Source organism: Geomonas sp. (assembly GCF_035254065.1).
Classification (GTDB): Bacteria; Desulfobacterota; Desulfuromonadia; order Geobacterales; family Geobacteraceae; genus Geomonas.
Map to the genome: position 1 here is coordinate 1 of NZ_DATFBA010000085.1, position 12417 is coordinate 12417.

At 62.9% G+C, this 12417-nt stretch carries 12 protein-coding genes; 8 read left to right on the top strand and 4 right to left on the bottom strand.

Translation table 11 applies throughout. The annotated features are described in order from the left end of the window. Nucleotide 1: 1 nt before the first annotated feature. Genes VJ604_RS04440 through VJ604_RS04460 form a run of 5 tightly spaced genes read left to right on the top strand, consistent with a single transcriptional unit; the run spans nt 2 to nt 4914 of the window. Nucleotides 2–2326 carry a DNA translocase FtsK gene (locus tag VJ604_RS04440; protein ID WP_324080174.1) on the top strand — a complete coding sequence of 775 codons (2325 nt, stop codon included), beginning with the start codon at nt 2–4 and terminating at the stop codon, nt 2324–2326. Nucleotides 2327–2380: 54 nt separating this feature from the next. Further along, nucleotides 2381–2947 carry a glycine cleavage system transcriptional repressor gene (locus VJ604_RS04445; RefSeq protein WP_324080175.1) on the top strand — a complete coding sequence of 189 codons (567 nt, stop codon included), beginning with the start codon at nt 2381–2383 and terminating at the stop codon, nt 2945–2947. A gap of 1 nt (nt 2948) precedes the next feature. Next, nucleotides 2949–3455, top strand: a complete 507-nt coding sequence (gene def, locus VJ604_RS04450; protein ID WP_324080176.1) for a peptide deformylase — start codon at nt 2949–2951, stop codon at nt 3453–3455. Nucleotides 3456–3465: 10 nt separating this feature from the next. Then, complete coding sequence (locus tag VJ604_RS04455; protein WP_324080177.1) at nt 3466–4182, top strand: cytochrome c biogenesis protein; 717 nt, start codon at nt 3466–3468, stop codon at nt 4180–4182. A gap of 51 nt (nt 4183–4233) precedes the next feature. After that, the gene (locus VJ604_RS04460) at nt 4234–4914 is read left to right on the top strand and encodes a cytochrome c biogenesis ResB family protein (RefSeq protein WP_324080178.1); all 681 of its coding nucleotides are present in this window, start codon (nt 4234–4236) and stop codon (nt 4912–4914) included. Between the two features lie 50 nt (nt 4915–4964). Here VJ604_RS04460 and VJ604_RS04465 read toward each other — a convergent pair whose 3' ends face one another. Next, entirely contained in the window at nt 4965–5537 is a 573-nt protein-coding gene (locus VJ604_RS04465) for a peptidylprolyl isomerase (protein ID WP_324080179.1), read from the bottom strand. Between the two features lie 158 nt (nt 5538–5695). On the opposite strand from VJ604_RS04465, the gene VJ604_RS04470 reads away from it, so the two are divergent. The 3 genes from VJ604_RS04470 (at nt 5696) to VJ604_RS04480 (ending at nt 8319) form a co-directional block, all read left to right on the top strand. Next, complete coding sequence (locus VJ604_RS04470; RefSeq protein WP_324080180.1) at nt 5696–7105, top strand: phosphoglucomutase/phosphomannomutase family protein; 1410 nt, start codon at nt 5696–5698, stop codon at nt 7103–7105. 110 nt (nt 7106–7215) lie between these two features. Continuing rightward, a complete protein-coding gene (locus VJ604_RS04475) occupies nt 7216–7707 on the top strand; it encodes a roadblock/LC7 domain-containing protein (protein WP_324080181.1) in 492 nt (163 codons plus the stop codon). Between the two features lie 24 nt (nt 7708–7731). Beyond that, a complete protein-coding gene (locus VJ604_RS04480) occupies nt 7732–8319 on the top strand; it encodes a GTP-binding protein (protein ID WP_324080182.1) in 588 nt (195 codons plus the stop codon). Nucleotides 8320–8511: 192 nt separating this feature from the next. Here the strand turns inward: VJ604_RS04480 and uvrC are convergent, their stop codons facing one another. The 3 genes from uvrC to VJ604_RS04495 form a co-directional block, all read right to left on the bottom strand. Next, on the bottom strand, nt 8512–10344 hold the full coding sequence (uvrC, locus tag VJ604_RS04485) for an excinuclease ABC subunit UvrC (protein ID WP_324080183.1): 1833 nt from the start codon (nt 10342–10344) through the stop codon (nt 8512–8514). A gap of 241 nt (nt 10345–10585) precedes the next feature. Then, a complete protein-coding gene (locus VJ604_RS04490) occupies nt 10586–11062 on the bottom strand; it encodes an RNA recognition motif domain-containing protein (RefSeq protein WP_324080184.1) in 477 nt (158 codons plus the stop codon). A gap of 99 nt (nt 11063–11161) precedes the next feature. Continuing rightward, the gene (locus tag VJ604_RS04495) at nt 11162–12316 is read right to left on the bottom strand and encodes a c-type heme family protein (RefSeq protein WP_324080185.1); all 1155 of its coding nucleotides are present in this window, start codon (nt 12314–12316) and stop codon (nt 11162–11164) included. Nucleotides 12317–12417: the final 101 nt, after the last annotated feature.

Here is a 12417-nt window from a genome sequence, read left to right on the forward strand (position 1 = left end):
AATCGAAAAGAAGGAAAAGGTCACCAAGGAGATGAAGGGGATGGGGCTGGCGGCGGCCGGCATCTTCATCCTGGTGGCACTCGCCTCCTTCAACGGCCAGGACCTCTCCTTCAATTCCGTATCTACCTCCGCCGAGACTCACAACCTGGGGGGACGCTTCGGCGCTGAACTCGCGGACCTCCTCCTGCAGGTGCTGGGGCTCGCCGCCTACGTCATCCCCTGCACCCTCGTCTATATCGCCTACCGGGCCTTCGGCTCCGATCCCATCCGCTGGCGGCGCTACAAGGGGGTGGGCTTCGCCCTGCTGCTCGTTTCGCTGTCCGGCATCTTCGCTTTCTTCCTGGAAAAGACCCAGTTCCTGGGGCAGACCGTGCCTACCGGCGGGCTGGTGGGGGTCGCCTTCGGAGGGTTTTTGAAGCGCGCCTTCGGCAAGGTCGGCGCCGCGCTGGTGCTGCTCCCCATGTTGGCCGCAGCCGCCATGCTCCTTTCCCGCTTCTCCTTCGTGCTTTTCGCCAGCTGGTGGGTGAACACCATCAAGGAGCGCTGGAGCCACTACCAGGAGCGGCGCGCGCTGAACCGACAGCTGGCGGAGAAGGACGACAAGAAGGGGGATAAGCCTGAGAAGCCCAAGCACCACGCGGCCCCCATCATCAAGCCCGCCGCGGTGCCGCCGCCGGTCAACACCATGGTCGCCAAGAAGGAGAAGCAGAAGGACGACAAGAAGAGCGCTCCGGTCCAGGAGGCCTTCGAGTTCCTCAAGGCGGATGGCAACTACCGGACCCCGCCGCTCTCGCTGCTCGATCAGCCCCCCGAGACCGGCCGGAAGGTGGACCGCGACACCCTCACCATGAACGCCCGCCTGGTGGAGAAGAAGCTCAAGGACTTCGGCATCGAGGGGGAGGTGGTGGAGATCTGCCCCGGGCCGGTGATCACCATGTACGAGTTCGCCCCCGGCCCCGGTATCAAGGTGAGCCGCATCGCCGGGCTCTCCGACGACCTCTCCATGGCGCTGCAGGCGCAGTCGATCCGTATCGTGGCCCCCATCCCCGGCAAGGGGGTGGTCGGCATCGAGCTCCCCAACCGCGAGCGCGAGATGGTCTCGCTCAAGGAGATCTTCAACTCCGAGCAGTTCCACCAGGGAAAGATGAAGCTCCCCATGGCGCTCGGCAAAGACATCGCCGGCAACCCGCTGGTCACCGACCTGGCCAAGATGCCGCACCTTTTGGTGGCCGGCGCCACCGGCTCCGGTAAGTCGGTCGCCATCAACACCATGATCCTGTCGCTGCTCTACACCTCGACCCCCAACGACGTCAGGATCATCATGGTCGACCCCAAGATGCTGGAGCTCTCGGTGTACGAGGGGATCCCGCACCTTTTGCTGCCGGTGGTCACCAATCCCAAGAAGGCGTCGCTGGCGCTCAAGTGGGCCGTCGAGGAGATGGGGCGGCGCTACCGGCTGATGTCAGATAAGGGGGTCAGGAACATCGACTCCTACAACCGCGAGCTGGAGCGAAGCGAAAAGGAAGCGGCCGAGAACAAGGCGAAGGGCGTGGTGGTGGTCGACGAGATCGCCGAGCACGACGAGGTCGAGGAGGGTGTCGATTCCGACGATATGGAGGCGCGCGAGGCGGCCATCCAGGCCTTCCTGGAGAAGGAAGACCAGCTGGAGCACGGGCACCTGCCGTACATCGTGGTTATCGTGGACGAGCTGGCCGACCTGATGATGGTGGCCGGCCGCGAGATCGAGGAGTCGATCGCGAGGCTCGCCCAGATGGCGCGTGCCGCCGGCATCCACCTGATCCTGGCCACCCAGCGCCCGTCCGTCGACGTCATCACCGGCCTCATCAAGGCGAACTTCCCGGCCCGCATCTCCTTCCAGGTCTCCTCCAAGATCGACTCCCGGACCATCCTGGACTGCAACGGCGCCGAGTCCCTCTTGGGGGCCGGCGACATGCTCTTCCTGCCGCCGGGTACCTCCAAGATGCTCCGCTCGCACGGCGCCTTCGTGTCCGACACCGAAGTAGGGCGCGTGGTGGAGTTCCTGAAGAAGCAGGGGAAACCGGTCTACGAGAAGTCGATCCTGGAGATGAAGGCCTCCGACGAGAAGGGTGACGGGGGGGACGATGACGAGCTCGACGAGCGTTACGACGACGCGCTGGCCCTGGTGGCCGAGACCAAGCAGGCCTCGATTTCCATGATCCAGCGGCGCCTGCGGATAGGCTACAACCGCGCCGCCCGCATCATCGAGAAGATGGAGCAGGAAGGTGTGGTGGGGCCCTCCGACGGCACCAGCAAGCCCAGGGAAGTTTTTATCAACAAGATTTAGTCGGACAGCTCCGACCTGTCAGACAGGTCCGACGTCCGACCAAAAGGAGGCACCATGAGCCATTGTCGCAAGGGCAACCTCTCCCACTTCGCGGTGACCATCATCGGCAAGGATCGCCCCGGTATCGTGGCCGATACCGCCGAGGTCCTCTACCGGCTCGGCTGCAACGTGGAGGATTCCAGCTGCACCATGCTGGGGGGCGAGTTCGCCATGATCCTGATCGTCTCGCACGAGAAGCCCTTCTCCAAGAAGAAGCTGGAGGCCGAGTTCGGCCTCAAGAACCTGGACACCGGGCTCTCCGCCTTCATCCGCTCCCTGAAGGACGATGAGGTCTGCTACCTGCAGCCTTCCGGCGAACTCTGCCTGGTCTCGGTGTACGGCTCCGACAAGCCGGGCATCGTCTACCGGGTCACCCGCGAGCTCGCCGAGCGCGGGGTCAACATCACCGACCTCAACACCAAGCTGATCGGCAGCCCCGAGGAGCCGGTCTACGTCCTGATGCTGGAAGCCGCCCTTCCCCCGGAGATGTCGGTGGACGATGCGTCGGCCCTGCTGGAAAAACTGAAAAAGGAGCTGAGTGTGGAGATCTCGGTGCGGCTCATCACACCGGTCTCGCTCTGATATGCCAGTCAGAAAGATCGTCACCTACCCGAACCCCATCCTGAAGACCGCCTGCTTTCCCGTTGATGCCGTCGACGACTTCGTACGAGAGCTCGTCGAGGACCTGGTGGACACCATGCACGCCGGCCCCGGCTCGGTCGGCGTCGCCGCGCCCCAGATCGGCGTTCCGCTCAGGGTGTGCGTGATCGACGTCTCCAAAAACCGGCACGGCAAGGAGAACAACCACGGCCTTCTCCTCATGGTGAACCCGGAGATCCTGGCCAGGAGCGGGGGCGCTATCATGAGGGAAGGGTGCATGAGCGTCCCGGACTACACTGGCGACGTCGAGCGCGCCACCGAGTTGACCCTGCGCTACACCGACCCCGACGGTCAGGTCCACCAGTTCGAGGCCAGCGGCTTCGAGGCGGTCGCCATCCAGCACGAGCTCGACCACCTGGACGGCTTGCTGTTCCTGGACCGCATCGTCTCCCTGAAGACCGGCCTCTTCAGAAGGAAGAACTACAAGTAGGCGGGCTGCTATGAAATCGCTTCTGGTCGCCTCGGCGGCTCTTTATCTCGGCTCCCTCAGGCGCCCCATCTTCCTCGCGGCCGTGTTGGTGGAGCTCGGCTACCTCGCCTCGCGCGGCATCACGCTCGGGCGGCTGCCGCTTATCGGGCCGCAGGACACCCTGGCCTTCTTCTCCTGTTCCATCGGGCTGATGGCGCTTCCCTTCATCTTTGCCGGTCAGCTCCGGGAAGAAAACCGCTTCCCCTGGAGCTGCGGCATCCTGGCCGGCTTCTTCGCCCTGTTGGCCTTTCCCTTTCCCACCCTCAACATGCCGCTTCCCCCCGTGCTGGACACCTACTGGTTCGAGCTGCACGTGGCGCTGGCCTTCTTCGCCTATGGGCTCTTCGGCGTGGCTGCGCTGCTGGGGGGCTTCTTCCTCCGGGGAGCCGGCCGGCCGCTGCTCGACCTGCAGTACCGGGCCGCGCTGGTGGGCTACAGCTTCTTTTCGCTGTCCATGGTGTCCGGCGGCATCTGGGGCTACTACGCCTGGGGGACCTACTGGCTCTGGACACCCAAGGAACTCTGGACCTCTATCCTGTGGCTCTTCTACTCCATGTACCTTCACCTGCGGGTGAAGGGGCAGGAGTGGGACCGGGCCTTCGCCTGGCTGGGGATCTGCGGCTTCTTCGTGGCGCTGTTCACCTACCTGGGGGTCAGCATGCTGATGAGGAGTTCGCACAGCTTCTAGTCTGAGTCGGACCTGTCGGACAAGTCAGACCTGCCTGACTGAAGGAGCAAAATGCTGAAGCAGCTTTACACACGACTTTCCTCCCTGAACCTGGGACTGTGGCTTCTGACCGGGGTCATGGTGGCCCTGGCGCTCGGCTCCTTCTCGCCGGGGAGCTCCGAGCAGGCCGGCCTGGACAGTGTCCCGCTGTTCGTCTGGCTGCGGCAGGCGCCGCTTTTCCTCTCCTGGTGGCTCTGGGTGGCGGTGGGACTCATCGCCTTCCTCTGCCTGAACGCCGTGGTCTGCAGCATCGAGGCGCTGCGCAAAAAGGGACGCTCCATCGCCCCTCACCTGATGCACCTGGGCTTTCTCCTCATCGTGGTCGCCCACCTCTTTTCCGCCTACGGCAGCTTCAAGGACATGCTGGAGGTCACCGAGGGGAGCATCCTCGGCTTCCGCGACAGCGAACAGCTGCGGGTGGAAAGGATCTCCGGCGAGATCGGCCCCATGGGGATGATGACCAGCTACCGGGCCGTGCTCCGCATCGGCCAGGGACCCTCCGTCACCATCCAGCCCAACCACCCGCTCTTCCATAACGGCTACGGCATCTATCTCAAGGAGGCTGCCCTCTCCCCCGCCCCCATCGCCCTCTTGGAGATCCACCGGGAGCCGGGCGCTCTCCCCGCCCTGATCGGCGCACTCGCCTTCACCCTCGGAAACCTCATGCTCCTCGCCCAACGCAGGAAGAGATAAAAAAAGGGGGCGCCTTCCGGCGCCCCCTCTCTCGCTTATCGTCACTTCGCCTACTTCACAACGGTGATCTTCTCGATGATTACCGGCGTGGTCGGTACGTCCGCCATCCCCTTGGAGAACCCGGTCGGGGTACGGGCGATCTTGTCGACCACCTCCATGCCGGAGGTGACCTTGCCGAAAACGGCATAGCCGTAGGAGGACGGATCCTCGCTGCGGTGGTTGAGGAAATCGTTGTTCATCACGTTGATGAAAAACTGCGAGGTGGCGGAGTCCACCACTCCGGTGCGCGCCATGGCGACGGTCCCGCGGTCGTTCTTGAGTCCGTTGCCGGCTTCATTCTTGATGGGGGCGTTGGTCGGCTTCACGGAAAAGTCCTTGGTGAAACCGCCCCCCTGGATCATGAAGCCGCGGATGACCCGGTGAAAGATGGTGCCGTTATAGAACCCGCTGGAGGCGTAGCTCAGGAAATTCTTAACGGAGATGGGAGCTTCCTTCTCGAAGAGTTCGATGGTCACCTTCCCGAAATTGGTTTCCATGACGACGGTCGGATTCTTCCCCGCCGCCAGGGCGGTGCCTCCCATACAGACCAACAGCAACAGCACGCAGAGCGCTCTTTTCAGCATGGTACTTCCTCCTTTAAGGACATTCATATCCGGTTATTTATAAGTCAATCGCGGCCGCCGGTCAACCCGCGATCCGGCCCCGGCCAATAAAAGGTTTGACAGAGCACCCTGCCGCAGGGGAAAATGCGCAGCAAATTTTTGTCAGGAGGTAGGGAGAATTGCAGATCCAGTTTGGTACCGACGGCTGGCGCGGCGTGATCGCCGACAGCTTCACCTTTGAAAATCTCTCGCTGGTGGCACAGGCCACCATGGATTATATGCACAAGGAAGGGCTCGCCGAAAAGGGGCTGGTGATCGGCTACGACCGGCGCTTCCTCTCCCGCGAGTTCGCCGAAAAGGTCGCTTCCATCGCGGCCGGCAACGGCATCAAGACCTGGCTCTCCGACGGCTACGCACCGACCCCCGCCGTCTCCTGGGCGGTCCATGAGCGCGGCGCCGGGGCCGGCGTGATGATCACCGCCAGCCACAATCCCCCCCGCTACAACGGCTTCAAGGTCAAGGAATCCTTCGGGGGCTCGGCGCGTCCCTCCACCACCAAGGTGCTGGAGCGGATGGTGGCGGACAACGTCGCCAACGCGCGTCCGGTGCTGACCCTGCCGCTCGCCGAGGCGCTCGGTTCGGGGGTGGTGCAGATGTTCGACGCCAGCGCCCCCTACCTGGCGCAGCTCGGCCGCTATGTCGACCTGGAGCTGATCCGCTCCGCCGGCATCAAGGCGGTGGTCGACCCGATGTTCGGCGCCGGCTGCGGCTTCCTCGCCAAGCTCATCCCCGGCATCACCGAGATCCACGGCATCGAGAACCCCTCCTTCGGCGGGCATCCCCCCGAGCCGATCGGGGAGAACCTCGAGGAACTGGCGGCGATGGTGGTCGACGGCGGCTTCCAGGTCGGCCTCGCCCTGGACGGCGACGCTGACCGGATCGGCGCAGTCGACGAGCGCGGGGAGTTCTTCTCCTCCCACCGCATCTTCACGGTGCTGCTGAGGCATCTTTACGAGCGGAAGGGGATGCGGGGCGGCGTGGTGAAGACGGTCTCCACCACCCAGATGATCGACAAGCTGGCGGCCAAGTACGGACTGACACTCTGCGAGACCCCCATCGGCTTCAAACACATCTGCGAGATGATGCTGGAGAACGACATCCTGATGGGTGGCGAGGAGTCGGGCGGCCTGGGGGTGAAAGGGCACATCCCCGAGCGAGACGGCATCCTGATGGCGCTCCTGCTGCTGGAGACCATGGCCATGACCGGCAAGGGACTGCGCGCCCTGCTCGAGGAGACCATGGACGAGATCGGCCACTTCCACTACGCCCGCATCGACCTGCTGATCGAGAACGGACCCAAACAGCAGCTGGTCAAGGAACTCGCCGCCGGGGGGATCAAGGAGATCGCCGGCTTCCCGGTGGCATCCACCAACTTCAGCGACGGCTTCAAGTACATCTTCGCGGACGGCGCCTGGTTGCTGATCCGTCCCTCCGGCACCGAGCCGGTGCTGAGGCTGTACAGCGAGGCTGGAGACCCGGCCAAGGTGTCGCAACTTCTGGAGGCCGCCAGGGGTATTGCCGGGGTCTGAGCGGGGGCTGCCAGGTCCCTGAAATCACCTTGAAATACCCAGTTTGTTCTGTTATAGAATAACATTCGCATTAAAAGTCAGGAAATTCAGCACGGCCCAAGGAGTCCTTCATGTCGAATCCTCAGTTGATCATGTACGATGAGGAATTCAAACAGATAAATGCCGTCATCGAGAAGCTCCTCCGGGAAGCCAACGCCAAGGTCATCTTTCTGGTCGACAAGAACGGCCAGCTGATCACCGGCTGCGGCGAGACCGAACGTTTCGACACCACCTCGCTCGCCTCGCTGACCGCGGGGAACATCGCCGCCACCGGCGGCCTCGCCAAGCTGATCGGCGAGAAAGAGTTTTCCATACTGTTTCACGAAGGGGAGAAGGACAACCTGCACATCTCGATCGTGGCCGGGCGGGTGATCCTGGTGGTGCTGTTCGACACCCGCTCCTCGCTGGGGCTGGTGCGTCTCAGGGTCAAGAAGGCCTCCGACGAGCTGGCCGCCATCTTCGGCCGCCTGGTGCAGAAGAGCGAGGAAAAAGAGAAGAGCGGCGACAGCGATTTCCCCTTCGCCGAGATCACCGACGACGATATCGACAACCTGTTCAGCTAGTTTCAGATAAAGAGGTACTGCCGGATGTCCTTCATCAACTACGCTTCCCGTGAGATCAACTGCAAGATCGTCTACTACGGCCCGGGGCTGTGCGGCAAGACGACCAACCTGCAGTTCGTTTACCAGAAGACCGCCGCTGAAGCCAAAGGGAAGATGATCAGCCTGGCCACCGAGACCGAACGGACCCTCTTCTTCGACTTCCTTCCGCTGGCGCTCGGGGAGATCCGCGGCTTCAAGACCCGCTTCCACCTGTACACGGTGCCGGGCCAGGTCTTCTACGATGCTTCCAGGAAGCTGATCCTCAAGGGTGTGGACGGCGTGGTGTTCGTGGCCGACTCCCAGGAGGAGCGGATGGACGCCAACATCGAGAGCGTGGAGAACCTGCGCATCAACCTGGCCGAGCAGGGGTACGACCTGGACAAGATCCCCTACGTGGTGCAGTACAACAAGCGCGACCTCCCCAACGCGGTGACCGTTGAAGAGTTGCGCCGCGAGCTGAACCCCACCAACGTCCCGGACTTCGAAGCCTGCGCCACCACCGGCGAGGGGGTCTTCGAGACCCTCAAGGCGATCGCCAAGCTGATACTGTTCGATCTGAAGAAGGGGAAATAAGCTTAACAACGAAAGCCTGACCACGGAGGACACAGAGGTTCCACGGAGGTCACAGAGGAAAAAGAAAAGGGGAAAACCACGTCTCATCATTCGAGGCTTTGGTTTTCCCCTTCTTTTTGTTTAGCCTTTAGGTTTAACCCTCGTCTTTGCTTTTCCCCTGTGTCCTCCGTGCGACCTCTGTGTCCTCTGTGGTCAGGCTTGTTGCTTTTCGTGCAGGTGCTCCCAGAGCGCCTTGGCCGCCTTGGCGGTCATCCCCGGCGCGGCGGAGAGTTGCTCGACCGTCGCCTCCTTTACCGCCTTCAGGCTCCCGAAGTGCACGAGCAGCGCCTTCTTCCTCTTGCCGGCGATCCCCGGCACCCCCTCCAGCTCGGAGGTGACCATCACCTTGCTCCGCACCGCCTTGTGGTAGGTGACCGCGAAGCGGTGCGCCTCGTCGCGGATGCGCGCCAGTAACAATAGCGGCGCCGAGTTCTGCCGGAGGGAAATGGCGTTCTTGCGCCCCGGGCGGAACACGCGCTCGTCGCTCTTGCTGATCTCCGGGCTTTCCATGTCCCGGAAGGTGCGGCTCTTGGCGAGTCCCGCCGCCTCGACCCCCTCCACCTCCAGCTCCTCCAGCACCGCGTTCAGGACGCTCAGCTGGCCAAGCCCGCCGTCCACCACGATCAGGTCCGGTTTCTCCTCGTCGCTCTCCGCCCTGAACCGGCGCGAGAGCACTTCCCGCATCATGGCGAAGTCGTCGGACTGCAGCACACCCTTGATCCGGTAGCGCCGGTACAGCGACTTGTCCGCCTTCCCCTCGATGAAGACCACCCGGCTCCCCACCGCCATCTCTCCCTGGATGTTGGAGATGTCGTAGCACTCGATCCTTCTGGGCGGAGCCGGCAGGTGCAGCTTGTCGGCCAGCTCGCTAAGCAGCGTGGCGGACGAGCTCTCCTTCGCCAGCCGCTCCTCGGCCGCGGTCTGTGCGTTCTTCTCCGCGAGCTTCACCATCTCCAGCTTCGGCCCGCGCTGCGGGACGGCGATGGTCACCTTCCTCCCCGACTTCTCGGAGAGGAGCTCCTCCAGGGCGGCCGGCTCCGGGATCGGGAGCGGGGTGAGGATCTGGGGCGGGATCGGGGTGTCCATGTCGTAGTATTCGTTGAGGAAGGAGGCCAGCCCCTCCTCGGTCTCCATCTCCCAGTCGAACAGGAAGGTGCGGCTGCCGGTCAGGGCGCCGCCGCGCACGTGGAGCACCGCCATCTGCACCTGGTCACCCTGGCGGTAGAGGCCGAAGACGTCGCTGTCGCCGCCGCGGGCAACCATCTTCTGGCGCTCGACCGTCACCTCGATGGCACGCAGCAGATCGCGGTAGCGCGCGGCATCCTCGTAGCGCATGTCTTGGGAAGCGAGATTCATCTTGGCACGGTAAATCCTGGCGATCTCCGTGTTCTTCCCCTCCAGGAAGAGGGCGGCTCCCTCGGCGAGGGTCGCGTATTCGGCGGCGGTGATCTTCCCGCAGCAGGGGGCGGAGCACTGCTTGATCTGGTAGTAGAGGCAGGGGCGCTTGCGTGCCATGCAGGTGGCGAGCGGGTAGTGCCGGAGAGGGAAGACCTTGTAGAGCTGCTTGAGGACCTCCTTGGCCGAGGTGGCCGACGCGTAGGGGCCGAAGTAGCGGGCGCCGTCGGATGGCACCTTGCGCACCAGGGTCAGGCGCGGGTAGGGCTCTTTCATATCCATGCGAAGCGAGAAGTAGGTCTTGTCGTCGCGCAGGTTGATGTTGTACTTCGGGTGGTGCTGCTTGATCAGCGTGTTCTCGAGGATGAGCGCCTCTTTCTCCGTATCGGTGACGATGTACTCGACCGACTCCACCAGCTGCACCATGAAGCGGATATGCAGCCGGGAGTCGCCCGAGCCGAGCACGTACTGCCGGACCCGTTTCTTGAGGTTGCGGGCCTTGCCGATATAGAGAATGGAACCTTCAGCCGACTTCATGAGGTAGATGCCGGGGGAGGAGGGGAAGTTGTCGACCATCGCGAGCGCTATCATGTCGCGTAGTATAGACGGATGCGAGAGAGAAGGGAAGGGCGGGGGAAAGGTCCCCAAGGCAAATCCCCCCTGTCCCCCCTTTAACAAGAGGGGGACGTGATGGGGGACATGTCACACGGAGGTGCTTTCTACGTCATCACGAGGACGGCCCCCTACCTACCCTCCCCTTCAAGGGGAGGGACAGGGTGAGGATGGGGTAGCGCAGGAGTGACAGACGGAAGGAGGCTTCAGTAAAGATGAATTACGGTTTCTTCGAGGTCGGCTTGGATGCGGGCCGCTTCGCGGCGGGCCTGGCTGCGCTTGGCTTGGCGCCGGTGGCTTTGCCTGCCGGTTTTGCGCCAGCCGCGGAGCGGGCAGCACTTCCGCCAGCCTTGCTTCCGCCCGCCTTGGGCGCGCCTGCTCTTTTCGGGGCACCGCCCATCTTGGCGCCGCCGGCTTTCCCTTTGTAGCCGCCTCCCTGGTTCTTCTGTTTCTGCGGGTTGGCCATCGACACGGTGATGGTCTTGGTGAGGAAAAGGACGCCGTCCAGGGTGGCGATGGCGTCCTTGGCTTCCGCCTCGGTGGACATCCGCACGTAGCCGCATCCCATGAAGCGGCCGGTCTGGGTGTCGGTGATCAGGTGGATGGAGGTCACCCTTCCGGAAACGGAGAACAGCTTCTCCAGCTCGTACTCGGTGGTATCGTAAGGCAGGCTGCCAACGTAAAGCTCTTTGGCCATCTATTGTTTCTCCTTGGGTAAAGCAAATGGTGGGGGCACTCTACCACAGGAATGGTACAGGCAGCAAAGTGATTTCCATCGGATGGCGGAGGGGAGCTCCTACCCCTGGTTCCGTTCCCTGAGAATGGCGGTGAACATCGGTTCGCGGTCGGTCTTGGAAGCCGAGACGACCATCTCCACCTTGGTGGGCTTGCCGCCGAGGCCCAGCACGGTCTGATCTGAAATCTCCTCGGAGAACCCCGTCCCGGAGGCCAGCTTCTCCTCAAGTGCCGCGCCGTCCTCCAGCAGCTTGAAGATCGACGCCCCCAAAAGCTCCTGTTTGGAGCGGCCGAAGAGGTCTTCGGCCTTCTTGTTGGCGATCACTATCCGCCCGTCCTGCAGGAAGGTGATCACGGCGGAGGCCGCGACTTCGATAAAGCGCCGGTACCTCTGGTCGGATTCCTTGCTCTGCAGGGTCCTGCGGTTGAGTTCCTCCATCATGTCGTTGAAGGCTCCCATCAACAGGCCGATCTCGTCCCGGGAGCTCTGCGGGAGCTTCTCTTCGAAATTCCCCGTCCTGGTGACGCGGGTGATGGTCTCGGAAAGCGCCTTGACCGGCTTGATGATCTCACGGTTCATGATGGTGCCCATCACCATCAGCACGACCAGGAAGACGATGCTCCTGGCGACCAAGTCGAGCTGGAAGTTGGTGCCCAGCTGGGCGTAGAGGTCCTTCACCGGGATGCTCACCGACACGGCGCCGATCACCTCGCCGACCTTGTAGTTGTACGAGTAGTGCCCCGGCGGGAAGCGCTTCTTGATGAACTCGGGCGCGCTCTGGTAGGTGCCGTGGCACTGCAGGCAGGAGGCGGTGGCCAGCATGGGCTGCATGTACCGGAAGATCTCGGTGTCGTCGGTGTTCACCAGGTCGTACACCTCGCGCGGGGGATTCTGCTGGAACCTCTTGAGCTGCGCGCTTTCGTAGCTGTCCGGCCGGTTGCCCGGGTTGCGGTAACGAAGCGAGACCTGGCGCACGTAGAACTTCGAGTTCTGGGTGACCCGTTTGGCGACCTGGGTGGCCACCACCTGCGGGACCAGGTTGTAGTTGTTGTCGGGCTCTCCCTTGACCACCGATGACATGTATTCGCGCGTCTCGATCAACTGGCTGGCGAAGGTCCTGGCGTTGTCGATGGCGAACCTGATGATGTACTCTTTTTGCCGCTGGTAGGTGAAGATCCCGGAGGCGATCAGCAGGGCGAGCAGCAGAATGGACATCAGTCCGAAGAATTTTACGCGTATGGGAAGGTCGGTAAGGCGGGACATGCGCACTCCGCGAGATTAATGATCTCAGCGAAGTATACCGGAAGAGGGGAATC